This window comes from Anaerocolumna cellulosilytica (genome assembly GCF_014218335.1).
Lineage (GTDB): Bacteria > Bacillota > Clostridia > Lachnospirales > Lachnospiraceae > Anaerocolumna > Anaerocolumna cellulosilytica.
In genome coordinates this window covers 5,287,179-5,313,482 of record NZ_AP023367.1, presented here as the reverse complement: position 1 = coordinate 5,313,482, position 26,304 = coordinate 5,287,179, and the positions used below count along the sequence as shown (strand labels likewise).

At 37.1% G+C, this 26,304-nt stretch carries 25 protein-coding genes and 1 riboswitch; of the genes, 21 read left to right on the top strand and 4 right to left on the bottom strand.

Annotated features, from left to right (window positions below; genetic code table 11):
• Nucleotides 1-121: 121 nt before the first annotated feature.
• A complete protein-coding gene (locus acsn021_RS22225) occupies nt 122-1,771 on the top strand; it encodes a putative manganese-dependent inorganic diphosphatase (RefSeq protein WP_184092758.1) in 1,650 nt (549 codons plus the stop codon).
• On the opposite strand, the gene acsn021_RS22220 is transcribed toward acsn021_RS22225, so the two are convergent.
• Nucleotides 1,768-2,106, bottom strand: coding sequence for an Ig-like domain-containing protein (locus acsn021_RS22220; protein WP_184092757.1), 339 nt, complete (start codon nt 2,104-2,106; stop codon nt 1,768-1,770). The genes acsn021_RS22225 and acsn021_RS22220 overlap by 4 nt on opposite strands.
• Before the next feature lie 144 nt (nt 2,107-2,250).
• On the opposite strand from acsn021_RS22220, the gene acsn021_RS22215 reads away from it, so the two are divergent.
• The 3 genes from acsn021_RS22215 (at nt 2,251) to acsn021_RS22205 (ending at nt 5,087) form a co-directional block, all read left to right on the top strand.
• Nucleotides 2,251-2,841 (top strand): flavin reductase family protein, encoded by a 591-nt coding sequence (locus acsn021_RS22215; protein ID WP_184092756.1) that lies wholly within the window; start codon nt 2,251-2,253, stop codon nt 2,839-2,841.
• Nucleotides 2,842-3,035: 194 nt separating this feature from the next.
• Complete coding sequence (locus acsn021_RS22210; protein WP_184092755.1) at nt 3,036-3,536, top strand: shikimate kinase; 501 nt, start codon at nt 3,036-3,038, stop codon at nt 3,534-3,536.
• A gap of 252 nt (nt 3,537-3,788) precedes the next feature.
• Nucleotides 3,789-5,087 (top strand): UDP-N-acetylglucosamine 1-carboxyvinyltransferase, encoded by a 1,299-nt coding sequence (locus tag acsn021_RS22205; RefSeq protein WP_184092754.1) that lies wholly within the window; start codon nt 3,789-3,791, stop codon nt 5,085-5,087.
• A 113-nt stretch (nt 5,088-5,200) separates the two neighbouring features.
• Here acsn021_RS22205 and acsn021_RS22200 read toward each other — a convergent pair whose 3' ends face one another.
• The gene (locus acsn021_RS22200) at nt 5,201-6,283 is read right to left on the bottom strand and encodes an HD-GYP domain-containing protein (RefSeq protein ID WP_184092753.1); all 1,083 of its coding nucleotides are present in this window, start codon (nt 6,281-6,283) and stop codon (nt 5,201-5,203) included.
• Nucleotides 6,284-6,596: 313 nt separating this feature from the next.
• A riboswitch (SAM riboswitch) is annotated at nt 6,597-6,694 on the top strand.
• Nucleotides 6,695-6,925: 231 nt separating this feature from the next.
• On the opposite strand from acsn021_RS22200, the gene metK reads away from it, so the two are divergent.
• From metK to acsn021_RS22135, 13 genes are all read left to right on the top strand, one after another.
• Nucleotides 6,926-8,113, top strand: coding sequence for a methionine adenosyltransferase (metK, locus tag acsn021_RS22195; RefSeq protein ID WP_184092752.1), 1,188 nt, complete (start codon nt 6,926-6,928; stop codon nt 8,111-8,113).
• Between the two features lie 190 nt (nt 8,114-8,303).
• Nucleotides 8,304-9,806: a sensor histidine kinase gene (locus acsn021_RS22190; RefSeq protein WP_243182313.1), complete on the top strand. Its 1,503-nt coding sequence runs from the start codon at nt 8,304-8,306 to the stop codon at nt 9,804-9,806.
• A complete protein-coding gene (locus tag acsn021_RS22185) occupies nt 9,799-10,488 on the top strand; it encodes a response regulator transcription factor (protein WP_184092750.1) in 690 nt (229 codons plus the stop codon). The genes acsn021_RS22190 and acsn021_RS22185 overlap by 8 nt, the downstream gene beginning before the upstream one ends.
• A gap of 427 nt (nt 10,489-10,915) precedes the next feature.
• On the top strand, nt 10,916-11,167 hold the full coding sequence (locus acsn021_RS22180; protein ID WP_184092749.1) for a TM1266 family iron-only hydrogenase system putative regulator: 252 nt from the start codon (nt 10,916-10,918) through the stop codon (nt 11,165-11,167).
• Nucleotides 11,168-11,201: 34 nt separating this feature from the next.
• A complete protein-coding gene (locus acsn021_RS22175; protein ID WP_184092748.1) occupies nt 11,202-12,275 on the top strand; it encodes an ABC transporter substrate-binding protein in 1,074 nt (357 codons plus the stop codon).
• A 10-nt stretch (nt 12,276-12,285) separates the two neighbouring features.
• On the top strand, nt 12,286-13,050 hold the full coding sequence (locus acsn021_RS22170) for an ABC transporter permease (RefSeq protein ID WP_184092747.1): 765 nt from the start codon (nt 12,286-12,288) through the stop codon (nt 13,048-13,050).
• Nucleotides 13,051-13,146: 96 nt separating this feature from the next.
• The gene (locus acsn021_RS22165) at nt 13,147-13,725 is read left to right on the top strand and encodes an ATP-binding cassette domain-containing protein (RefSeq protein WP_184092746.1); all 579 of its coding nucleotides are present in this window, start codon (nt 13,147-13,149) and stop codon (nt 13,723-13,725) included.
• A 15-nt stretch (nt 13,726-13,740) separates the two neighbouring features.
• A complete protein-coding gene (locus acsn021_RS22160; protein ID WP_184092745.1) occupies nt 13,741-14,259 on the top strand; it encodes a nitroreductase family protein in 519 nt (172 codons plus the stop codon).
• 168 nt (nt 14,260-14,427) lie between these two features.
• Entirely contained in the window at nt 14,428-15,234 is an 807-nt protein-coding gene (locus acsn021_RS22155; RefSeq protein ID WP_184092744.1) for a cytidylate kinase family protein, read from the top strand.
• Between the two features lie 235 nt (nt 15,235-15,469).
• A complete protein-coding gene (ytvI, locus tag acsn021_RS22150) occupies nt 15,470-16,528 on the top strand; it encodes a sporulation integral membrane protein YtvI (protein ID WP_184092743.1) in 1,059 nt (352 codons plus the stop codon).
• Nucleotides 16,529-16,651: 123 nt separating this feature from the next.
• On the top strand, nt 16,652-17,353 hold the full coding sequence (locus acsn021_RS22145; protein ID WP_184092742.1) for a 5'-methylthioadenosine/adenosylhomocysteine nucleosidase: 702 nt from the start codon (nt 16,652-16,654) through the stop codon (nt 17,351-17,353).
• A 220-nt stretch (nt 17,354-17,573) separates the two neighbouring features.
• The gene (locus tag acsn021_RS22140; protein WP_184092741.1) at nt 17,574-19,160 is read left to right on the top strand and encodes a hypothetical protein; all 1,587 of its coding nucleotides are present in this window, start codon (nt 17,574-17,576) and stop codon (nt 19,158-19,160) included.
• 158 nt (nt 19,161-19,318) lie between these two features.
• Complete coding sequence (locus tag acsn021_RS22135) at nt 19,319-20,668, top strand: glucose-6-phosphate isomerase (protein ID WP_184092740.1); 1,350 nt, start codon at nt 19,319-19,321, stop codon at nt 20,666-20,668.
• Nucleotides 20,669-20,822: 154 nt separating this feature from the next.
• On the opposite strand, the gene acsn021_RS22130 is transcribed toward acsn021_RS22135, so the two are convergent.
• Both acsn021_RS22130 and acsn021_RS22125 read right to left on the bottom strand, forming a co-directional pair.
• Nucleotides 20,823-21,806, bottom strand: coding sequence for a M15 family metallopeptidase (locus acsn021_RS22130; RefSeq protein ID WP_243167858.1), 984 nt, complete (start codon nt 21,804-21,806; stop codon nt 20,823-20,825).
• A 10-nt stretch (nt 21,807-21,816) separates the two neighbouring features.
• Complete coding sequence (locus acsn021_RS22125) at nt 21,817-22,086, bottom strand: hypothetical protein (protein WP_184092739.1); 270 nt, start codon at nt 22,084-22,086, stop codon at nt 21,817-21,819.
• 591 nt (nt 22,087-22,677) lie between these two features.
• Between acsn021_RS22125 and acsn021_RS22120 the strand changes: the two genes are divergently transcribed.
• The 4 genes from acsn021_RS22120 to acsn021_RS22105 all read left to right on the top strand — a co-directional run bounded on the left by acsn021_RS22120 (nt 22,678) and on the right by acsn021_RS22105 (nt 25,630).
• On the top strand, nt 22,678-22,917 hold the full coding sequence (locus tag acsn021_RS22120) for a hypothetical protein (protein ID WP_184092738.1): 240 nt from the start codon (nt 22,678-22,680) through the stop codon (nt 22,915-22,917).
• A 100-nt stretch (nt 22,918-23,017) separates the two neighbouring features.
• Nucleotides 23,018-23,533: a transcription repressor NadR gene (locus tag acsn021_RS22115; protein ID WP_184092737.1), complete on the top strand. Its 516-nt coding sequence runs from the start codon at nt 23,018-23,020 to the stop codon at nt 23,531-23,533.
• Nucleotides 23,534-23,641: 108 nt separating this feature from the next.
• A complete protein-coding gene (gene dnaX / locus acsn021_RS22110; protein WP_184092736.1) occupies nt 23,642-25,216 on the top strand; it encodes a DNA polymerase III subunit gamma/tau in 1,575 nt (524 codons plus the stop codon).
• 57 nt (nt 25,217-25,273) lie between these two features.
• The gene (locus acsn021_RS22105; protein ID WP_184092735.1) at nt 25,274-25,630 is read left to right on the top strand and encodes a YbaB/EbfC family nucleoid-associated protein; all 357 of its coding nucleotides are present in this window, start codon (nt 25,274-25,276) and stop codon (nt 25,628-25,630) included.
• Nucleotides 25,631-26,304: the final 674 nt, after the last annotated feature.

Below are 26,304 nucleotides of genomic sequence, written 5' to 3'. Positions count from 1 at the left end.
GAAAATAACGAAGAAAGGGTGCCACAGGAAACTTCCTTCAATATAAGTCAGAGTGGCAGGAGGTATATTAGCCGGTTTCTTAAGGAAGACGGCATATAATAGGCCTCTATGAGGTGTAATAATGAACAACGAAATTTATGTAATAGGACATGTTAATCCAGACACAGATTCTATCTGCTCTGCTATTGCCTATGCTAGATTAAAGCAAAAGATAACGGGTGGAGAATATAAAGCAAAAAGAGCAGGCCAGATCAATTCTGAAACTAAATTTGTTTTAGAACGTTTTGGAGTGAAAACTCCAAGTTACTTATCAGATGTACGAACACAGGTTAGGGATATCGAAATACGCCGCACAAAAGGAGTCAACCAAGGAATTTCCTTAAAGATTGCCTGGGCATATATGAAAGAAAATAATGTGGTAACCCTTCCGATTGTGGATAACAAAAACCATCTAGAAGGTCTTATTACGGTCGGAGATATTGCGAAATCCTATATGGATGTATACGATAACCGTATATTAACAAAGGCGCAGACACCATGTATTAATATTGTGGAGACCTTAGAGGGTGAACTTGTTGTCGGGAATGAAGAGGATGTATTTGCAGAGGGGAAGGTTTTAATTGCGGCGGCAAATCCTGATCTTATGGAGAATTATATTGAACAAGGAGATATAGTAATCCTTGGAAACAGATACGAATCCCAGTTGTGTGCCATTGAGATGAATGCAAGTTGTATTGTTGTATGTGATGGCGCGAATGTATCTAAGACAATTACCAAGTTAGCTCAAAATAATAACTGTAAAATTATAAAGACTCCCTATGATACATTTACAGCTACCAGATTAATTAACCAGAGCATACCAATCCGTTACTTTATGACAGACCAGGAGCTTTTATATTTTACCAACGACGACTTTATTGAAGATATCAGGGGAATCATGGCAAAAAAAAGACATAGGGATTTCCCTATTTTAACGAAGGACGGCTATTATTGTGGTATGATATCCCGCAGAAACTTACTGGGAGCAAAGAGAAAACAGATGATTTTAGTAGATCATAACGAAAAATCCCAGGCAGTAGACGGCTTAGAGGATGCAGAAATCCTTGAAATCATTGACCATCATAGACTTGGAAGCTTAGAAACAATGAATCCGGTATTTTTTCGAAATCAGCCTTTGGGTTGTACGGCAACTATAATCTATCAGATGTATTTGGAAAATGGAATAGAAGTTGAGCCACCTATTGCAGGTCTTTTGTGTTCGGCAATACTATCGGATACTTTAGTGTATCGTTCACCAACCTGCACCGAAATTGACAGGGCTTCTGCTGAGGCTCTGGCCAATATTGCAGGTATTGAAGTGGAGCAGTACGCAAAGGAAATGTTTGCGGCAGGAAGTAATTTAACGTCAAAGTCTCCGGAAGAAATTTTCTATCAGGATTTTAAAAAGTTTATAGCCGGGGATGTAACCTTTGGAGTTGGACAAATTAACTCCATGACCCAGGATGAATTGGAGGCAATAAAAGAAAAGCTGGTTCCATATATGCAGAAAGCATACCATGACCATGGCGTAGCCATGTTGTTTTTCATGCTTACGAATATTATGGACAGCTCTACAGAACTTTTGTACCAGGGTAATGGGGCAAGAGAATTATTATTAAATGCTTTCAGTCTGGGTAAAGACACCGATGAGGTATATCTTAGTGGTGTTGTATCAAGGAAAAAGCAGATTATCCCTGCACTGATGCAGACCCTGGTACAGGATAATAATTAAAGGCTAAATTGCAGCTGTACTTCTTTTTTGAGGTTTTTGCCGCCCCGGGATTTAACCTTTTGTGTAATGACAAGTATGTAAGATTCTTTTTCCGCATAGGGTTCCAGGGGCTCAATTTCAATATAATTATTAATGGAATCGTAGCGGATATGGGTTTTTAAAGGTATCTGGGCTAAGGTGGTCACATACAGGTTCCTGTTATTAACTGTTGCAGGGTTAAGCGGCGCGGTGAATTTAACACGCCATACAAATTTTCCCGTACGGAATTTTAAAGTCTGTCTTACTTTATTTTGGACCTCTTCCGATACAGATTCGATGTTTATTAAATTATTCATTCGTATCACCTCAAGGTTTGCTATCTGTGGTAAACCAGGTATTTAAACCTGACTTCTGATTAGTTTTTATAATACATACATTATATAATATAATTCTAAAAAAGGGTAGTAATATTTAGACCTATATGGATTGGAGTAGATTTCATGGATAAGGAATTGTGGAAACCGGGTAACATGCTATATCCTCTGCCGGCTGTTTTAATCAGCTGCCAGAGTAAGGAAGGAAAGAATAATATCGTAACAGTAGCTTGGACAGGAACAATCTGTACCAATCCGGCCATGGTTTATATATCCTTAAGACCTTCCCGCTTGTCCTACGAAATTATTGAAGAAACAAAAGAATTCGTCATTAATTTATCAACAGAGGCGTTAACTCGTGCGGTGGACTACTGTGGAGTCAGATCCGGCAGGCAAGTGGATAAATTTAAAGATATGAACCTGACACCCATGCCGGCAGATTTTGTATCAGCCCCTCTTATTAAAGAGTCACCAGTGAATATTGAGTGCAGAGTTAGCCAAATACTAAAATTAGGCTCCCATGATATGTTCATTGCTGAGGTTTTAGGTGTACATGCTGATAAAGCATATATGAACGAAAAAGGAAAATTTGAGTTAAGCAAAGCGAAGCCTATTGTATATTCCCATGGAGAGTATTATGGGCTTTCAGATATCCTTGGCAACTTTGGTTATAGTGTAAAGAAAAAATCAGGGAAAAGCGCCACAAGAAAATCTTAAATTAGTTTTATATAGGAGAAGACAAATTTAGCTTTTGCGTATTTGAGTCATAAAACACTATATAATATAAATATTTTGGTGTTCTGGAAAGTAAAAACTAAATTCAACATATATAGGAAAAAGTAAAAAGTACTTGGCGAGAGGACAGAAAAATGATATAATCTGTTCATTATGTGCGAAAGGACATGCTGTACATGAAAAACATAGTGCTGATTGGAATGCCATCTGCTGGAAAAAGTACAATAGGTATTATTCTTGCAAAAGTTCTGGGCTATAAGTTCCTGGACTCGGATTTGGTGATACAAGAGCAGGAACAAGCATTATTAAAAGACATCATAGAAGAAAAAGGTCTGGAAGGTTTTCTTGCAATTGAAAATCAGGTTAACCGGGACATACAAACAGAAAGTACGGTAATTGCTACAGGCGGAAGTATTATCTACTGTTTAGATGCAATGGAAAAATTTCGTGATACAGGTATTATAGTCTATATAAAGTTAAAATACGAAACGATTAAAAACCGGCTGGGTAACATTAAACAAAGAGGTGTTGTATTTCAGGATGGACAAACTTTAAAATCCCTCTATAATGAGCGTTGTCCTCTTTATGAAGAGTATGCCCATATTATAATAGATGGTGAAAACTTAGACCAGGAAGAGCTTATGGAAAAAATTGCTTCAGCCATCCAATGCCGGTGATTTTTACATAAACATTTTTAAAAACAAAAGAAGAAAAAAATACAAGGTAAGAAATTCGAATGCTGGAATATACTATAACTAGAAGTAATACTTTTTAGCTATAAAATTTACAGCAAATAGATTTATTATTAAAAAATATTTTACAACCCGTTGATTTATGGTATAATCATGTTGTTCTAGCAGTTTTTACAAATAATAGAAGTGTAAAACAGGATTTACATAAATGAACGGACTAAAATTATGAGGTGTGCAATGGAGCAGTATATTATTAAAGGCGGCAATGCTTTGCAGGGTGAAATTACCATTAGCGGAGCGAAAAATGCGGCGCTTGGAATCCTTTCTGCGGCTATCATGACAAATGATACAGTTTTGGTAGAAAATCTGCCGGATATCGGGGATATTAATGTCCTATTACAAGCAATTGAAGAAATTGGTGCTAAAGTTGAAAGAGTAGATAAACATTCTGTGAGAATTAATGGAAGTAAGATAGATTCTATGTGCATTGATTACGAATTTATCCGTAAAATCAGAGCTTCTTACTACTTATTAGGAGCTTTGCTTGGCAAATTCAAAAGAGCTCAGGTAGCTTTACCTGGAGGCTGTAATATTGGAAGCAGACCAATAGATCAGCATCTAAAAGGTTTTGAGGCATTAGGGGCAATTGTTAAAATTGAGCATGGAATGATTAAGGCAGAAGCTAAGGAATTAAAGGGCAATCATATATACATGGACTGTATCAGTGTAGGTGCAACCATTAACATTATGCTTGCAGCCACTCTTGCAGAGGGAGTCACCATTATTGAAAATTCTGCGAAGGAACCTCATGTGGTTGATGTTGCTAACTTTTTAAACAGTATGGGTGCTAATATCAAAGGTGCGGGTACAGATGTAATCCGTATCAAAGGTGTAGAGGCTTTAAAGGGAACTGAATACTCTATTATACCAGATCAGATAGAAGCTGGAACTTTTATGTTTGCAGCAGCAGCTACAAAAGGTAATGTTTTAATAAAAAATGTTATTCCCAAGCATTTAGAAGCAATTACTGCTAAGTTAATTGAAATCGGTGCGACTGTAGAAGAATATGATGATGCAGTAAGAGTTAGTGCTAATGGAACTCTTGGCCACACACACGTTAAAACACTGCCATATCCTGGCTTTCCAACAGATATGCAGCCACAGATTTCTGCAACTCTTGTTACCTCTGAAGGGACAAGTATAGTAACAGAAACCGTATTTGAAAACAGATTACGTTATGTTGATGAACTGGCAAGAATGGGTGCCAATATAAAAGTAGAAGGTAACACTGCTATTATTGTAGGTGTTAAGGGTCTGACCGGTGCTATAGTGAGTGCTCCGGATTTAAGAGCAGGAGCTGCTTTAGTAATTGCGGGTCTGGTTGCAGAAGGCTTTACGATTGTTGAACAGGTAGAATATATTGAAAGAGGCTATGAGAACTTTGAAAGCAAGATGCAATGTCTTGGGGCTGTGATGGCTAAAATTGATATTGAAGATGAAAAAGCAGTACAGAAATTTAAGTTAAAAGTTGGTTGATAAGTAAGGGTGTTGAGTAATCAACACCCTGATTTTTCTTATTCCGGAACCTAATAGTTATCCCTCATCAATTGTATTTTTAATACGATTGATTGTTCATAATTATAAAATAATTATAAAACAGCTTCTATGTATATATCCTTTTCTCGGGATAAATCTAAAAAGCCGGTGCTTAGTTGAATAACCGGCCTTGACAAGGCGTGTTTGTTAATCATACGTATTTCGCCTTCTAATTTATTGTTTAAGCGGACACGGTTTCCAACATAAGCCTGTACAATCTCATTTAGGAATATCATAATAAATTGAGGATCATATTTTTGCAAGCCCTCTGTTTCAAATAATCGGATGGCATCAAAGGGACTTAAAGCCGGTCGGTATACTCTTGCGGAAGTCATAGCATCATATACATCAACAATTCCAACAATTCTGGCAAAAGTATCTATTTCATTTCCTTTTAAACCATTGGGATAACCACTTCCGTCACAGCGTTCGTGATGCATTAAGGTAACCTGTTTTACTCTCGGGTCAATGTTTTTATTATTTAGGGCATTAAAACCTTGAAGAGTATGGGTCTTTATGATTGCATATTCAGAAGGAGTTAGTCGTTCTTGTTTGTTAATAATGTGGGAGGGAAGAGTGAGTTTTCCAATATCATGAAGCAGACCGCTTAAAGTAAGCACTTCGATGTCTTTTTCAGGAAGTTTTAACCATTGTCCGAAGACATTACATAACAAAGATACATTTACGGAATGGACATAAGTAATGTCATCATATTCTCTCATGCAATGAAGCATATCAAATACATGAATTCCATTTCTGCTGTTTGATAGGATTTTACTGGTCTGTTCTAATAAACCATTTACATTAATCTCTGTATCCTCTGAAGATATCTTTGTTAATTCCCCCTTAAAGTCTTGAACCGATTCGTTAAAGGTATTACTGAATTGTTTGAATTCAACGGTTTCCCGCAGCCGCTGAGATTGGCTTGATGCTTGGTTGACTGTTGGCTGTGGTTTGTTCTTATCAGGAATCACAATATTTAAGTCACTGATACAATAAAATTTAAGTCTGGTTATAATCTTATCTGTTAACAAAGTACCTCTTGAGATAACCATTTGGTTACTGCTGTTATAGACATCATCTGCGGCAACCATCCCCGGTGCAGCTTGTCTTATTGATATTCGCCTTGTTCTCATAGTATTTATACTCTCCTATCCGCATCCTGCATACATTACTCCCTCCGTGGAGATTTACTTCCTTGTAGGAGTATTAACTTCATTGAGTTAAGTAAAAAAGAAAGTGACAAAAATCAGCTTAAAACTTAAGATTAGTATATGAAAATTGCCATGTATTGTCAATCAAAAGCTGATTAGCATATGTAAAAACGATGAATGTAATAAGGTTTTTATAATACTATTACAAAATATTACAATTTATCAAAAAACCCTTGACAAAGTATTAAAAACAGTATATGCTCAAATCATAACACAAAAATTGAAAAGCATATTTCTCTTATTCAGAGTGACGGAGAGTAAAGGCTCTATGAAGTCACGGCAACCCCCGAAAGTGGAAGGTGCCAACCTGAGCGAGTAATCGAACAATAAGAGGATTTGATATTGTTTTAATCAAGTCCGTCTTAGCCGGGCTTTTTTTATTCCCCAAAATTTGGAATAAAAGTGTCTCGGAGAGAGTGTACATCACATTGGGGTGCTGCATTGCAGAATCGTTCTCTTCATAGACTGACGGATTTATACATGCATATTCAAAGAGAAATAGACGCTTTCTATGGCAATTGGCAGGAATAAACTGCTGTTGCCGTCTTTAAGGAAGGAGATTACATGAACAAATTATTATTTACATCAGAATCAGTTACAGAAGGACATCCTGATAAAATCTGTGATCAGGTATCTGACTCCGTGTTAGATGCTTTATTAGAGCAAGACCCTATGAGCCGTGTAGCTTGTGAGACCTCTATTACAACCGGTTTAGTATTAGTAATGGGTGAAATTACAACCAGCGGATATGTAGATATCCAAAAAATTGTACGCGAGACGATAAGAGAGATTGGTTATGACCGGTCAGATTATGGTTTTGATGCCAATACCTGCGGTGTTATTGTAGCACTTGATGAGCAGTCCACAGATATAGCAATGGGCGTTAATAAGGCTTTGGAAGCCAGAGAAAATACTATGTCAGAGGATGAATTAGAAGCTATCGGTGCAGGAGACCAGGGTATGATGTTTGGTTTTGCCAGCAACGAAACAGAAGAATATCTTCCATATCCAATCTATCTGGCACACAAGTTAACCAAACAATTAACGAAGGTTAGAAAAGAGGGAGTATTGCCATATCTGCGTCCTGATGGCAAATCACAGGTAACAGTAGAATACGATGAAGCCGGCAAACCAATCCACTTAAATGCAGTGGTATTATCCACACAACATGGTCCAGACGTTACGCAGGAGCAGATACATAAGGATATTAAGAAGTATGTGTTTGATGAAATTCTTCCGAAAGATTTAATTGATGAAAATACAAAGTTCTTTATTAATCCTACCGGACGTTTTGTCATCGGTGGACCGAATGGAGACAGCGGTCTTACCGGACGTAAAATTATCGTTGATACCTACGGCGGATATGCTCGTCACGGCGGCGGTGCTTTTTCCGGAAAAGACTGTACAAAAGTAGATCGTTCAGCATCTTATGCAGCTCGTTATGTGGCTAAGAATATCGTTGCGGCCGGTTTAGCGGACAAGTGTGAGATTCAGCTTTCCTATGCAATTGGTGTGGCTCAGCCTACCTCCATTATGATTGAAACATTTAATACCGGTAAGCTTGCTAATGATAAATTAATTGAAATAGTCAGAGAACACTTTGACTTACGCCCGGCAGGAATTATTAAAATGCTGGATTTAAGACGCCCTATCTATAAAAAGACTGCTGCTTACGGACATTTTGGACGTAACGAGCTTGACTTGCCTTGGGAAAGGCTTGACAAAGCAGAAGCTTTAAAGAAGTATTTATAAGAAATTGATAGCAAGGTTGTAAGACGGCTTGTTGCAAAGAAGGATTTATACTCCTTTTTTGCAGCAAGCTTTTTTTATAAATAATTAAGAAAGGTAATGGTTAGTTTAGGTGTATTTATGGAATCATTATGCTATAATGATAAAATAAACTAGTGGTGGCATGCAATGGGAGCTAATATAAGTAAAGCAGGTGATACATTTGAAACTGAAAAGCAGGCTTTTAACAGCCTTTTTAATTATAACCGCCCTGCCGGTATTTTTAATTACTCTTGCCGTTGGGACAATTATTAATTATCAAGACAATGCAATACAGCAAACCTATGATGTAAGTACGAATACCTTAAAGATTCTATCCAATCCCCTGCAGGTACTAAACCGGCTGACAAGGGGCGTATATAACGAAATTGTATTAACGGCGTTGCAGGAGCCCAAAAAGTTTGAAGACACGGATTATTTGGAGTATTTAAACAGTGAATTAAAAGGAAAGTATTCATATCTTGCGGTACGAAAAGGAGAAGAATTCATATATAGCGGTAATGCAACCAATCTTCACACCATTAAAAATAGCTTTCCTTTGTTTGGTGAGTATACCACAGATAGAGAAGGGGGAATCTATATTGATGAAAACAGACCCTTTCTGCTAAAGCAGCAGGATTTTTATTACTCGGACGGTACGGAAGGAAGTATCTTTGTTATTACGGATGTTAATACTTTGGTGCCTCAGATTAAATCCTCTGCAATTCAAGTGGTCTGCTCCCTGGTATTTATTGTGATTATAACAGCAGCAGTGCTTATAATATGGATATACAAAAGTATTTTAAGGCCTCTAAATACGCTTCATGCAGCTACAGACGCTATGAAGGAAGGGAATCTGGATTACTCCATAGAAGGTGACCCAGAAGACGAAGTTGGACAGTTGTGTGTGGATTTTGAGGAAATGCGGGTTCGCCTAAAGGAACTGATTGATGTTCGGTTAAAATATGAAAAAGATATGAAGGAATTAATCAGTAACATATCGCATGACCTGCGTACGCCAATTACCGCTATAAAAGGATATGCGGAAGGGATTTTAGATGGTGTTGCCGATACGAAAGAGAAGCAGGAGAAATATGTAAAAACGATTTATACAAAGGCAAGTGATTTATCTGCCCTAGTAGATGAATTATCCCTTTATTCTAAAATCGACTGTAATACCATGCCCTATACCTTCAGCTATATTAATATAAAGGATTATTTTAACGATTGTATTAGTGAAATTGCGCTGGATTTGGAAGTTAAGAACATTGAAATAGATTATGTGAATGAAACGAATCCGGATACAAAAGTAGAGGCGGATGCCGAGCAGTTAAAAAGAGTAATTAACAATATAGTAGGTAACTCAGTGAAATACATTGGTATAAAACACGGCAGAATCAAGATAAGAGTAAGTGACAGCGGAGAATTTATCCGCCTATCCTTTGAAGATAATGGATCTGGAATAGCTCCTAAAGATTTACCATTTGTCTTCGATCGGTTTTACCGGGCAGATGCATCAAGAAATTTAGCAAAAGGCGGTTCCGGTTTAGGTCTGGCTATAGCAAAGAAGATAATTGAAGATCATGGCGGTAACATATGGGCGGAAAGTGAAGAAGGAAAAGGGACTACTATATTATTTACATTAAAGAAGTGCAAGGAGGGAATGGAACATGAGTAGGATATTAATTGTTGAAGATGAGGTTGCAATTGCAGAACTGGAGAAGGATTATCTGGAATTAAGCGGTTTTGAAGTGGAAATGGAAACCACCGGTGATGAAGGTGAGAAAAGAGCTTTGTCAGAAAACTTTGATTTGGTAATTCTTGATTTAATGCTGCCGGGAGTTGATGGTTTTGAAATATGCAAAAAAATCCGTGCCACGAAGAACATTCCTATTCTAATGGTTTCAGCCAAACGAGATGATATTGATAAGATTCGTGGACTGGGTCTGGGAGCGGATGATTATATTACAAAACCTTTTAGCCCCAGTGAGCTGGTTGCCAGAGTAAAGGCACATCTTGCCAGGTATGAAAGGTTGATAGGCTCTGGTTCCAAGGAAAATGAGGTCATAGAAATCCGTGGAATTAAAATTGATAAGACAGCAAGAAGAGTATACGTAAATGAGGAAGAAAAAAGTTTTACGACCAAAGAATTTGACTTGCTTACCTTTTTGGCTGAAAACCCCAACCATGTATACACCAAGGAAGAACTGTTTCAGGAAATCTGGGATTTGGAATCTATTGGTGATATTGCAACTGTTACAGTACACATTAAGAAAATCAGGGAAAAGATTGAATTTAATACCTCAAAACCGCAATATATAGAAACCATCTGGGGTGTAGGTTATCGGTTTAAGGTCTGATTCTAAATACAGGTTTATAGATACATTGCCAGTTTTTGTATGCCTACTCGTACAGCGAATGTACGAGTAGGTGCCCACAAAGCTGGCATTATCTTTTAAAGAAGAAAATATGGAAGCAAATAGTGTATTTGCAACCTTATTTTAATTTCAACAGTACTAATTCCAGAAACTACAGTAGTTAGAATGCATGAGAAATGAAAAGTAGCTCTTTTATTTTTAGTAGAAAGTTGGTAAAATAGGGTAAAAGAAGTGAGCGCATCCATTCTATTCATTCGTGCATAACACGGATATATTTGATGAGAGGGCTTTTTTCACGCGAATCCGATTATTTAAATAACAGCAGAAATTATCACAGGTGGAGGGTGAATAAATAATATTCAACCCCTTGCTTTGTACACGGCAAAAAGATCGTAGATGGGAGTTAAAGATGGAAACAAGAATTGCACTAATTGGTATTATAGTTGAGAATATGGGAGAGGTAGAGAATATCAATCAGATTCTTCATGAATATGGAGAGTATATAGTAGGAAGAATGGGGATTCCCTATAAACAAAAGGGCGTAAACATAATTAGTATTGTAATGGATGCAGATAATAATACCATCAGCTCCCTTTCAGGCAAGTTAGGTATGTTAGAAGGAATCAGTGTTAAAACAGTATATTCAAAATCTGGTAAATAATAGATTAAGTAAGCGGTAAGTAATGGGAGGGCATATGAAAAATGTAAAAACGATCTTTCTTCTGGCAGTTTTATGTCTGGCTTTGTTAGGAGGCTGTAGTAGCGTAACAGATGAGACAAAATCAGAAGGTACTTTAATTGATACTACAAAAGAGGAGAAACAGGCAGAGCAAAAAAGCCAGGCATCCACAGCAGGGGATGCACCACAGTTAGAGAAAACTACTATAAAAGTAGCAGCTTTAAAGGGGCCTACTTCTATGGGTATGATTCAGGTTATGGAAGCTTCCGCCAATGACGGGGTTTTGAATACCTATGAATTTACAATAGCAGGTACACCGGATGAAATAACAGCGGGAATTATAAAAGGAGATTATGATGCAGCAGCGATACCCTGTAATCTTGCCGCTGTCCTATACAATAAAACACAGGGACAGATTGTAACTGCCGGTATTAATACCTTGGGGGTATTATACATAGTTGAAACCGGCGATACCATTCATTCGGTAGAAGACTTAAAAGGAAAAACTATTTATACCACTGGAAAGGGTACTACTCCGGAATATACCCTTAATTACTTATTATCCTCTTATGGGCTGGAAAGCGATAAGGACGTAACAGTTGAATATAAGGCCGAAGCGGCAGAGGTTGCTGCTCTGCTTAGTGAAAAGGAAGATGCGGTAGCTATGCTTCCACAGCCTTTTGTAACAACTGCAATGCTAAACAATGATAAACTGCGTATTGCTCTTGATATTACAGAAGAATGGGAAGATATCAGTACCAATGGCAGTAGTGTAGTAACAGGTGTTCTGGTCTTTAGAAAAGATTTTTTGGAAAATAACAAAGAGGCTGTAGATACTTTTCTTTCAGAATATGAGGCTTCCGCAGAGTATGTAACTACGAATACAGAGGAGGCAGCTGAACTCATTGAGAAATTTGATATCATTAAAGCTGAGGTTGCCAAAAAAGCCATACCGTATTGCAATATAATTTTCTTGCAAGGTGAGGAAATGCAGGCTAAAATACAAGGATACTTAGAAACCCTTTATGGTCAGAATCCTGAGACGGTAGGAGGACAACTGCCTGGGGAGGATTTTTACTATAAGAAGTAGGTATTTACTTATGCGCAAAAAAATAAGTTCCATTTTACATGCTATCCGATATAAGATATTTGCGGCGGTGTTCTGGATTCTATTCTGGCAATTGCTAAGTATGGCAGTTAATAAAAGCATATTATTAGCATCTCCGGCAACTACGGTAATGGCCTTTGTGGATTTAGTGTATAAGGCAGTTTTTTGGAAGTCAATTTTCTTTTCTTTTGCAAAGATAATGACTGGTTTTAGTATGGCTGTTGGTGTAGGTATTCTTTTTGCTGTTTTAGCATGGAAGTTTTTATTGATTAAGGAATTGGTTAATCCATTTATGAAGGTGGTACAGGCAACACCTGTAGCGTCCTTCATTATTCTTGCATTGTTGTGGATATCGTCAAGAAATTTATCTATCCTAACCTCGTTTTTAATGACAGTTCCAGTCATATACACCAATGTATTGCATGGAATCCGATCGACAGATGAAAAGTTGCTAGAAATGGCTAAGGTTTTTCGCATAAACCCCTTAAGAAAAATCAGATATCTGTATATACCTGCCGTTGCACCGTACTTTTTTACAGCAAGTACAGTGGGACTTGGCCTATGTTTGAAGGCGGGTATAGCGGCTGAGGTAATCGCTATACCAAAAAACTCCATTGGAGAACAGCTTTATACTGCCAAGCTATATCTGATGACTGGAGAATTATTTGCTTGGACATTTGTTATTATAGTAATTAGTGTAATAACGGAGAAATTGTTTACAGTTGCATTTGCAAGAGTATTAAAAGCAGTGACCTGATTTAGAGTATCTTTAAAGTCCATTGCACCGTTTTATGTGCTCTGGAATACTATTACGAAAAGCAAGACAACCCGAAGCAGGATAGGAAGCAGAGCAATGAGTATATTAATAAAGGACATTACAAAATACTATAATAAAGTACCGGTATTAAAAGCGTGTACGATGCAGCTGAATAAAGAAAGAATCACTTGTATTATGGGTCCTTCCGGCAGTGGAAAAACAACCCTTTTGCGTATACTAATGGGGTTAACACAGGCTGATTCTGGGTTAATAGAAGGTCTTGATAAAAAGCGGATTACGGCTGTATTTCAGGAAGACCGGTTATGCGGCTATCTGGATTCTATTACAAATATAAAACTAGTATGCAGGAAAGAGATAGGTACTGAACGGATACAAAAGGAATTAGAAGCTGTAGGTTTATTAGATATACAAAATAAAAAGGTATCCCTTTTAAGCGGAGGAATGAAACGAAGAGTTGCCATAGTAAGGGCAATTTTAGCTGACAGTGATATTATTTTGATGGATGAACCTTTTAAAGGGCTGGATGAACAGCTTAGGCATGAGGTTATAGAATATGTGAAACGAAAATCAAAGGGTAAAGTTGTAGTAATAGTAACGCATGATAAAAAAGAAGCAGAACAGTTGGAAGCAGAGCTTTTTTATCTTACTAGTTAATGAAGGAGAGCTATCATGTTAGACGTATTAAAGACAAGAAGAAGTATTAGAAAATATCAGGATAAACCAATTGAACAGGAAAAGCTTAATACCATACTTAAGGCAGCGCTAACATCACCTTCTTCAAAGGGGAAAAGACCCTGGGAGCTGATTGTGGTAGAAGATAAGGAAACATTGTTAGAATTAAGTCATTGCAGAGGCGGTAGTTCTAAATTAATAGCTGGTTCTGCTGTAAGTATTGTAGTAGTAGCCGATAAGGAACTGACAGATGTATGGATAGAAGATGCATCTATTCTTGGGACAATCATTCAATTAACAGCCCATTCCCTAACCCTTGGCTCTTGCTGGGTGCAGATAAGAGAACGGATGACGACGGAGGATAAGACAGCAGAAGCTTATGTAAAGGAAGTATTGGGAATTCCTTTACAATATGGAGTGGAATGTGTGATTGCTTTAGGGTATCCGGCAGAAGAAAAAGAGCCTTATAGCGAAGAAAAATTACCTCTTGATAAGATTCATTCTGAAAAATTCTAATAGTAAGCACATTACCAATTATTTTTAAAGACACGTATGTAATAAACTCTTTACTGGACGGACATGTAGTGGTATAATGTCTTACATTATAAGCAAAAATAAATGATATGACAGAAGGGGCTGTTGCATAACAATGGGGCCCCTTTTGAATAATCAGGGAGGACCATTATGCATATTACTATAACGGGAAATCTGGGGAGCGGCAAATCTACGATATGCAAGATTTTAGAAGATAAGCATGGATTTGAGATTTACTCAACGGGGAAGGTACAGAGGGAACTTGCCAGGGAGATGAATATGACAACTCTGGAGATGAATAAACTTATGTGCAGTGACCGGAAGTATGATAACATGATCGATGATGCAACAGCCAGACTATCTAGAGAAAATAAACATAAGAATATTATATTTGACTCCCGTTTGGCCTGGAATTTTGTAGAAGAATCATTTAAAGTGTTTTTATCCGTAAGTCTTAATGTAGCTGCCGAACGTGTCATGAATGATAACAGAGGGAAAGAAGAGCAGTATTCCAGTGTCACAGAGGCAAGAGAATTGCTTGCCGCAAGAGCAGCGACAGAAAACCAACGCTACAAAGATATGTATGATTTAGAATATTTTAATTTTGCCAACTATGATTTAGTAATAGACAGTACTTACTGTTCTCCGGAGATTGCCGCCTCTATTATAATGGAAGAGTCAAAGAAACAGGAAAAATTAAAACAGGAAACCGGCAAGTATAGTGAAGGTACCCGTATTTTGATGTCACCAAGAAGATTGTACTCAGGAACTGTTACAAATGAGGAAAAATCAGAATTATCCGGCAAAGTGGAAGAATTTAAAAAAATAAATTATTACTTAGATAATCCTGTCTCTGTAAAGAGAGATGGAGATAATTACATGGTTATAGATGGACTTAATGACATAAAGGCGGCACTGTTAGCAGACGTTTGCTTTGTACCTGTAGTAATTAAGTAACCAGAATTTTATAAATTAATTTTTATGAAAACAGGAATAACCCAATCTTTTGAAAAGCTTGAAGCAATCGCCTAACATACAATATAATAATTGTGATACAATACAGACAGAGAGATACGTATAAGAGTTCTCTCTGTTTTTCTATATAAATATATAAAAACAATAAAAATTGTTATCGTTTTAAGCTAAGATTAAAAGTATAAGACTATTATTACAGGACAGAAGGGAGGATTTTATGGTTATCAATAATAAAAAAATAAAATTATTACTGATACTTATTTTATCTATTGTAGGGGTTTATATAGGGTTTGAATATATTCTTCCACTTTTTATACCGTTTATACTGGCTTATCTTATTGCAGCAGCCATTCTTCCTGTTGTTCGGTTCTTATACCGTAGAATTCGTATGCCAAAAATCTTTGGAGGAATCATATCCCTAGGAATCTTAGGAACGGGTTTTGGATGGATTTTATGTTATCTTGTGGATTTGCTTTTAAAACAACTTACCGTCCTGCTAAGAAATCTCCCAATTTATTTATCAGTGTTAGGAAGTTTCATGGATAGGTTTAGTGAAGGATGTGATAAGTTTTTTGGTATTCAGCTTGGTACAGTACAAAGTTTTATATACAGTAATTTTGATGGACTACTGGTTATTGTTAAAAATAAAATCATCCCCGTTATTACCACCAGAAGTATTAACTTGCTAATTGGTATCGTAGGTTTTGCGGGAATTATATTAATTGTTTTGGTTTCTGTTTTATTATTAGTAAAAGATGAGGATCAATATTCAGAAAGCTTTAAGAACTCCTTTTTTTATCAAGAGATTCATATAGTAACCGGAAAATTATCAGAAATGGGTATTGCGTATCTAAAAACTCAGGCTATTATGCTAGGGCTGATAGGTGCAGTATGTACGGTAGGATTATTATTAATTCATAATAAATACGCTCTATTAATCGGTATTGCCATTGGAATTTTTGATGCTTTTCCCATCCTTGGTAGCGGTCTTATATTAGTGCCCTGGGGGATTATTGAAATTATTAATAAGGATTTATATTCTGGCGCCATACTTTTAACAGTTTATTTATGTTGTCAGCTTATCAGACAGTTTTTAGAACCCAAACTTTTAGGAAGTCGAATTGGTATAAAGCCGGTGTATACTTTAATGTCCATGTATGCAGGGGTTAACTTATTCGGGTTTGCAGGCTTTATTTTAGGGCCAATAGGACTTGTAATTGTAACCACAATAGTAAAGGAATGTAAAGAGAGATTAGTGATTACAAAAGAAATGTAAAAATTGTAAGAAAAGATAATGTACTAAAATAGCATTGCGGTATTTTCCTTCTTCGACTATAATTTACTTAAATAGAGGTTCGCAGTTACCTTAAATTAATCTAAAAAAAGAAGGAGAATGAGAATGAATGTAATCGGTATAATTGGTGCAATGGAAGAGGAAGTTAACCAACTTAAAGACAAAATGACAGAAGTTAAGGTGAGAAGCAAGGCTGGAATGGATTTTTATGAAGGGTTGTTTCAGGAGAGAAAATGCATAATAGTTCGTTCCGGAATTGGTAAGGTGAATGCGGCTGTTTGTACCCAGATATTAATAGATGATTTTGGTGTAGAGCTAGTAATTAACACTGGAATCGCAGGTTCTTTAAAAGCAGAAATCAACATTGGAGATATGGTAATTGCTACAGATACATTACAGCATGATGTAGATGCGACCGGCTTTGGTTATGCAGGCGGGGTTATACCGAGAATGAAAACCTCAATCTTTCAGACAGAAGATACGTTAAACCGGCTTGCCTATGACGTATGTGTAAAGGCCAATCCGGATATACAGGTTTTCCGTGGCAGAGTTGTAAGTGGTGACCAGTTCATCAGTGAGAAGGAAAAAAAGAACTGGATTGCAGAGCAGTTCAAAGGCTACTGTACAGAGATGGAGGGAGCTGCTATTGGACAAGCAGCATATCTTAACAATATCCCATATCTGGTAATACGAGCCATATCTGATAAAGCAGACGATAGTGCCCACATGGATTATGGAAAATTCGAAGAAAAAGCCATTGAACATACAGTAAAGTTTATAGAAGCGTTGGTACCGGTACTTAAATAATATAAAAGTTTGTCCATTTTTCATTGACAGTACACGACAAGGAGAGCACGCAACCTCTAAAAACAAACAATTTTACTGAAACTAAATGTAAAACGAGACAGGTTCATGTGTAACCAAGGATGTATTTGTCAATCGAATCTCCGTCCTCCTCTCTTTTCAAATGAATAGTTATTGAGTATAATGACTGTAAATTAATGGGAAAAGAAAGGGGGATTATTTTGTGATACAAGAGTTATTTAATCAAAATTTATTTATATACATAATGGTAGCTCTTTGCGCATTAGGAATCTTACTAAAATTGTTACTGGGGATTCTATATTCAAGGCTAATTAAAGCCTCTGATAATATGGCTGCATCCAAAAATAAACTGACACAGACAATGAAAAAGAAGTTCGAAACCTGTTATAAATTAAAAATAGGTGTGAATAATGTGGATATCTTTGTGGATAAGTATGTTTTTCGCCATAGATTTTGTGGAATTCTTTTATCAACATGGGAGAACATCTGTGGACAAATTCTAATGCTATGTCTACTGTTTGGCTCTATTAGTACTATTCTAGGGTTAATTTATGAATGTGGAAAACAGCAAATATTAAGTACATTTTCTGTGGGTATCTTAACAAGCGGTATGTTGATATTTTTAGAAGGGCTTATGAATCTGGGCGGTAAAAAGGAGTTAATTCGCCTGAATATGAAGGATTACCTGGAGAATATTTTAAAAGTACGCCTTGAGCAGGAACAAAGTCAACCTGATTTCCTTGAGCAGTACAGAAAAGAATATCTAAAAGAGGAAGCTGTCCAGGCTTTTGATAGTTCTTCTCTCCTGGCAGCGTCTTTAGAAACCGGGAAGAAGAAAAGCAAAAAAGAAATCAGTGGTAGATTTGAAAAAGTAAAGTTAAAAAGACAGCAAAAAGAAGAAAAACGATTGGACAAGCAATTAAAGAAAGAACAGGCGAAAAATGCAGCTGCCAAAAAGGTGGAAGATAAAAAGCTTGCCAAAGAACTAAATAGAAAAGAAAAGCAGGATGCCAAAACAAGAGTAAAGGAAGAGGCGGAAAGGCAAAAAAGAGAAGTAAAGCTTGCTCTTGAGAAAAAGAGAGAGGCAGAACGTGCAGAAATTGAACGTATTCGTGCAGAGGTACGAGCAGAGGAAGAAATAAAGAAAGAAGAAAAGAGAAAACAGGAAGAGATAAAGAAAGCGTTACAGTTAGAAAAACAAGCGGCAAAAGCTGAGAAGAGAAAACCCTCTGAATCCAAAGCAATGGCAGAGCGTAAAGCTGTTGCAGAACGGTTAACCGGTGAGGAGCATAAGACCGTTGCTCAGGAGAGAAAAGAAAATCTTCTTCGTGAGGTGCAGGAGCGCAGAAATTTGGAAATCCAGGAACAGGAAGAAGAAGCAATTAAAGAAGATAATATCGCAGTTACTGTTGCTAAAACTGAGGACAAGCCTGAGAAACCTGAAAAAAAAGCAGAGAGTGAAGAAATGAGCAGGCAGGAAGTGGTGGCTGCGGTTAAGATGTACAAACCTGAACCCGCACATACGGAAACCTTTAAACCGGAAAAAGCTAAAGTACAGAAAATTCAAATTAATAAGCGACAGCCGGATAAAGAGATTACCGAAACAGTTGGACCTGTAAAAGTGGATACAGAGAAACAAGAAACAATCCTTAAAGGTGCTGCTGTAAAAGGTAAGGAAGAACACTCTTCTGAAAAAAATAAATCAAAGTCCGTACATAAAAAAGGCAGACAAGCCTCAATAGAAGATGATAAGTTAATTGAGGATATCTTAAAGGAATTTTTGGCCTGAGAATAGTACCAAGGTAATAAAAACTGCTTATTGCTATAATTTAACACATGGGTTATACAAAAAAAGATATTGAATAACATGCCTCACTTTGATAGAATAATAACAAAGAATTTTTACAGAAATATAACCCTATAACAGCAATTAAAGGAGTGCATGAAATGAGCAATAAGGTAACGTTTGATTATTCAGCAGCAAAAGGGTTTATCAGCGATTCTGAAATAAAGATGATAGAAAAACTTACAGAGAGTGTTAAAGAAGAACTTCTGAATAAAACCGGAGCAGGTAATGATTTTTTAGGATGGGTTAATTTACCTGTTGATTATGATAAGGAAGAATTTAACCGTATTCAAGCAGCAGCTAAGAAAATACAACAGGATTCAGAAGTATTATTAGTTATTGGTATCGGAGGTTCTTATTTAGGTGCCCGTGCTGCCATTGAATTCTTAAGACATAGTTTTTATAATTCCGTATCCAAAGAAATACGGAAATCACCTGAGATTTATTATGTAGGTAATAATATCAGCAGTACGTACATCAGTCATTTAATAGATGTCATTGGAGAGAGAGATTTTTCCATTAACATGATTAGTAAATCCGGTACAACTACGGAACCTGCGATAGCTTTCCGTGTCTTTAAAAAGCTGTTAATAGAGAAATACGGTAAAGCAGAAGCGGCAAAAAGAATCTATGCAACAACTGACAAAGCAAAGGGTGCCCTAAAGAATCTTGCAACAGAGGAAGGTTATGAAAGTTTTGTAGTGCCTGATGATGTAGGAGGACGTTTTTCGGTATTGACTGCGGTAGGTTTACTGCCCATTGCGGTAAGTGGTGCGGATATAACGAAATTAATGGAAGGTGCAGCCAGCATGAGAGCACGTTGTCTATCTGCTCCTTTTGCTGAAAATGATGCGATGCTTTATGCTGCTGTTCGTAATATCTTACTAAGAAAAGGTAAGAGTATTGAAATATTGGCAAACTATGAGCCATCCCTTCATTTTGTATCAGAATGGTGGAAGCAGTTATTTGGTGAGAGTGAGGGAAAAGATCAGAAAGGAATCTTCCCTGCATCAGTGGATTTAACCACAGATCTTCATTCCATGGGTCAGTTTATTCAGGATGGACAGAGAACTATGTTTGAAACGGTTATCAGTCTGGATAAAGTAACGCATGAAATCATCCTTGAGGAAGAGGAAGTTGACTTGGACGGCTTAAATTATTTGGCTGGAAAGAGTGTAGATTTTATTAATAAGAGTGCTATGAATGGTACCAGACTTGCTCATACGGATGGGAATGTTCCGAATCTCTTAGTGAATCTTCCAGAACAGAATGAATTCTATTTAGGCGAATTATTCTATTTCTTTGAATTTGCCTGTGGTATCAGCGGTTATATGCTTGGAGTAAATCCCTTTGACCAACCAGGTGTTGAGAGTTATAAGAAAAATATGTTTGCTCTCCTTGGAAAGCCAGGCTTTGAAAAGCAAAGAGAAGAATTATTAAAACGTCTATAATGTAGTGAATAAATAAGAGGTAATATAGAGTATACCTCTAAAATAAAAGAAGCTCCTTAAGATTCCATTTTCATATAATATAGTGATATTGTATGATAGAAATCTTGAGGAGTTTTTATGCGCTCCTTATTTTTAACTCTTAATTCTTATAGGATTAAGGTTTACTTTTCTGAAAATGTTGGTAGTCTTTACTGTTTTTCCATTCTCCGCCCCAAGTAAAACCTCGTTTTATAAAGGCCTTATAACAGATATCATCCTTTTTAATGTAATAAGGATTGTCAAGACTCCTGTCAGTATAGGCAGTTCCATTCGGTGGGAGCACTTCCCTGTCCTTTTTAGTACCCTTTACATAGGGATTATAAAGAGGATTCATATCTACCGCCAGTCCAAGAGCATGCTTTGACAAGTTATCCGAACTTGTCATGGTACGATAATTAAAAGCGGAAGTATTATTGTCACTCATGGAGGTATTATCATCTCCGTCATATTCATCTACTAAAAGCATACGCTCAATGGGATATGCAGCTTCGTATAATTCTATAAAGATGTCTATTATATCCTCTGCAATAGATTCATTTACGATTAACTCTCCGATATGTATCTGGCCATCAAAACTATAGTGAAGTAGTCTCACATACCGGAGCTCTTTTAAGGCTATATTGGTATTTTCCTTATAAGATATGCCCATAATCCGGCTAGTTAACGCTTCATCAATAGGCTCCGAATAGAAACCAACTTGAAAGAAATCATTACCAAGACGTTCTGCATCAATGACAGTTCCAGCAGAAAGTGTCCGCAAGCTTTCTCTAGTAAGCCGAGTTAAAGCAGAGGTTTCTTTCATATAAACATTGTCCGTATTAGTAGCTATCGGTATATCAGAATTACTATTATTTTGATACGATTTACTCTGTTCAATTGTAGTATCAGCGTAAGAAGCGGTATCCGGTTGTAATAATTCTTTGGTAGATTCATCCACCTCATTACTATTTTTTTGTATAATATCTGAGAAATTTTCAAAAGCAGTATTCTTTATCGTAGGCGGTTCTGGGTCATATGAGGAGCCGTTATTGTTATCATTAATATAGAAACCTAAAAGGAGGATACATCCCATTAGCCAAAGCAATCGTTTCTTTTTCATACAGGAATCCTTAACCTTCCTCAATTACTTGAATTTCCAGAAAATCAAAGTCGATAGACTCAATAAAGTTATCCTGGGTAAAGCGTGTTTTATCATGTTTTTTGAAATCTGCAATGGTTGCATCCAGCCACATAGGTTTTGATAAATCGAATTCATAGCAGATTTCATCAATGGCTTGAAAAACTTTCTTTGTTCTAGTTAAGCTACTATCGTCATTGCAAATAACTGTATCCTTAAGCAAGCGGTTCTCTTTAAATATTTTAGCCCATAATCGGAACATTGTTGCTCTCCTTCCAAAATTTAAGATAGGGTTGTACTAAATCTAATTTAAGCGTTTAGTTTCGTTGTAATACTAATAGTTTACGAAAATCCAACGCCTATAAGAATGCATTACATATTTATGTGAACTAAGTTACGGTTTTTAGTATATCATTAAAGAGGTGTTTTTGAAACCCTTGGATTTTATTTTAATCAGGTATTCCTTGACAATTCCTATTTATTTCCTGTCATTGCAAGAATTTATTTTTAGACTTGCTGAGTAACCTTACAGATGGCATTTCTAACCGGTGTAGTATTAGATAGGAATTACGGTCGTCATTATAGGTTATATCAGCTGGAGTGTTATACCACATCTCTGGCGTTGTATCCATAAGGATATTTGAGTGGATTATCAGTCGTGGCTGACTATAATATAGATTCAATAGTATTAGTCCATTACTGGCTTACTTAATAAGTCACTCTTTATCAAAGTACACAGTATAGAAGAGTATTTATAATGCATTCTTGTAAAAAACGAATATTCTTCATGTATTACATATTTTCAGATAGTTAGGGGCAGAATAGGTAAAAAGTATAAAGGAGTTAGTAACGTATGATAGGTTTTAGAGTATTAGATACAGAGCCAGATAGTAATAAAGATGGTACAGACAAGGAGAAAACAAAGTCAGTTCCCGGCATAGAGATTCCATCCTCGGAACCCTCTGTTGTACCTACTCCTGCACCAGACCGAATTGAAAACAAACCGGAGCTGGAAATCCCTTCAAGACCGGTAGAAATCAGTTCACCAGGTATGTCCCCTGAAATAAGCAGTACGAATATAACAGAAATGTGAGACAGTTTCCCTACTGTCTTGCATTTCTTTTGCAGTTATTATAGAATAAAAGCACAATGGACATACAGCTTACGCTGATGCATACAGATAGGAGTATATTATGGAAGGGAAGGAACGCCGTGAATTATTAATTAAATTATTGACAGAATCAAGAGATCCTATATCCGGCACGGAGTTAGCAAAAAAGCTGGGAGTCAGCAGACAGGTAATCGTACAGGATATTGCATTACTGAGAGCTGTTAATAAGAACATATTATCTACTACAAAAGGGTATATGATCTATTTACAAGAGGAACAAAAGGTCAATCGTGCTTTTTTAGTGAAACATACAACGGATGAAATCGAAGATGAGTTATGTGCCATTGTTGATAATGGAGGAAAGGTTCTTAATGTTATTGTAAGCCATGACTTGTACGGAGAAATAGCCGCCGACTTAATCATAAAAAACCGCCAGGATGTCTATGATTTTGTAAAGCATGTTAAATCAAAAAATACCGTTCCCTTAAAGGAACTTACAGATGGTATTCACCTACATACAGTGGAGGCGGATTCGGAAGAAATACTGGATAAAATTGAGGCAGCCCTTAAGATGAAAAAGTATTTGGTGAATCCTTAGAAGAAGTAATTAAGAAACTTTTGACAACAGGCCTTGATATTGGTAAAATAATAACGAGTTTAGATTGAAAAATACGTTGTTAACGTAAATGAATGAGGAAGTGTAAGCATGTCGTATACTGCTCTTTATAGAAAATTCCGCCCTGGCGATTTTAATGATGTAAAAGGACAGGACCATATTGTAACTACATTACAGAATCAAATAAAAGCGGACAGAATAGGTCATGCCTATTTATTTTGCGGTACAAGAGGTACTGGTAAGACAACCATAGCAAAAATTCTGGGCAAAGTTGTTAACTGTGAGCATCCCATAGACGGGAATCCCTGTAATGAATGTGCTATGTGCAAATCCATACAGAACCAGACATCTATGAATGTGATTGAAATAGATGCGGCGTCTAATAACGGTGTAGATAATATTCGTGAAATTGTTGATGAAGTAAGGTATTCACCCACGGAGGGAAGATACAAGGTATACATCATAGACGAGGTTCATATGCTTTCAGCAGGAGCGTTTAATGCACTGCTTAAGACACTGGAGGAACCTCCTTCTTATGTGGTATTTATATTGGCAACCACAGAAGCACACAAGATACCTATTACCATACTTTCCAGATGCCAGCGATATGATTTCAAACGAATTACCATTGATACCATAGCGGCAAGACTTTCTAATCTTTTAAGCCAGGAGGGCGTAGAAGCGGAGGATAAAGCCATACGTTATGTGGCAAGGATGGGGGATGGTTCTTTGCGTGATGCCTTGAGCCTTTTAGATCAATGCATAGCCTTTTATTTTGGTCAGAAACTGACCTATGATAAGGTGTTGGAAGTACTTGGGGCCGTAGATATAGAGGTATTTGCCAGGTTGCTTGCTAATATACTCAAAAATGATGTGGCTGCTTGCATGATTCTATTAGAGGAGCTTATCGTAGGCGGCAGGGAGTTATCACAATTCACGGTTGATTTTACCTGGTATTTAAGAAATTTGCTTTTAGTTAAGACCTCAGAAGATATTTCAGAGGTAATAGAGGTTTCTACTGATAATCTGGTTTTATTAAGGGAACAAGCCGAAAAAGTGGATGTAGATACACTGATTCGATATATACGTATCTTCTCTGAGTTGTCTAATCAGATAAAGTATGCAACACAAAAGCGGGTTATGGTGGAAGTTGCAATTATCAAACTTTGCAGACCTCAGATGGGCAACAGTTATGAAGATATACTAAATCGTCTGAAAAACATAGAAAGCAGAATAGAAAATGGTATACCGGCAGAGGCAGTTATGGCTAAGTCCGATACCGGTATCACGGCGCCGCCTAAACAATCGGTTGAAAAGCTTCCGGATATTCTGCCTCAGGCAGTGTCAGAGGATTTGCAGGAGGTTGCCAGGAACTGGCATAATATCGTGGCCGGAACTTCAAGGCTAACCAAAGTTTCTTTAATGAATGCAAGGCCAACCGTTGGAAACAACAATACCTTATTACTGGTATTTCAGGATACTATGGATAAGGATTTAATATCCCAAGAGGGGCATATGCAGGAGCTAAAGGATGTAATCCGCAGTGTTATTAAGAAAGAAGTGGAGGTACAGACAAAGCTTCTGACCCAGGGAAAGGAAAACTTAGAGGATATACCCGATATCTCTAAGATAATCAAGAATGTAACCATTGAATATGAAGATTAAGAATGAAATATGAAGATTAAGAATGAAATATGAAGATAAAAATTAAAGGAGACTATTATGGCAAAACGTGGTGGATTTCCGGGTGGAGCAATGCCCGGCAATATGAATAATTTGATGAAACAAGCGCAGAGAATGCAGAAGCAAATGGAAGAAAAAACAAAGGAAATAGAAGAAAAAGAATGGGAAGCGTCTGCTGGCGGTGGTGCGGTTACTATTAAAGTATCCGGTAAAAAAGAAATCACAGCCGTTACTTTATCAAAAGAAGTAGTTGATCCGGATGATATTGAAATGCTTCAGGATTTAATTATGGCGGCTGCTAATGAAGCGTTCCGTAAGATGGAAGATGAATCACAGGCTGCTATGGGTCAGATAACCGGAGGGTTAGGTGGACTTGGCGGTGGATTTCCTTTTTAATTAGAACATAAATAGTCAATTGCCAAACTGTTGTTTTGTGTGTCGGAACCAATCGCCTATAAAACATAAAGGTAAGAATACAGTACAGATAATACGGCAGCAGCCATAGAAATATGGATTGCTGCCTTTTTTGCGTGCGCCCAGCATGGGCGCAATCTAACGGGTGAAAGTCGTGTGTTCTGAAAGCTGTCATCAGCTTACCGGTGAAAGTCCGGTCAAGGTAATTGCCAGTGAGCCTTGTAGCAAGCCTCCAGTGCTCTTGGGTGACTGACTGTGCTGAAGCGAGGTATGCCTATGTGAAATAGGTGCAAATTAACAGTCTGTAACATTAAGTGAATACTGTAGCATCGTTACCTTAGACCTCGTAAGAGGGCAAAAGGGAGTCGAGTCATTGACTTTCTGACGAAGACCATGGAAGACGTGAAGATACTGGAAAAGCAGCGTTGAAGAACCCTTCGGTGTAGAGGAAGCGGAATGTTAAGACAGTTGGTGATGGAACAGAAGAGACCTCATATCGTCATGCTCCATAAACATGTAATTCAGGATATAAGTGTACACACGAAATTCTTGAAGAAGCGATATGAGGAGTCGGAGGAGTCCATAGTATCTACGAACCACTGATAAGATAAACAGTGGGAGAAAAGGGACTCTGCTTTAATCATGATTAACGGGAA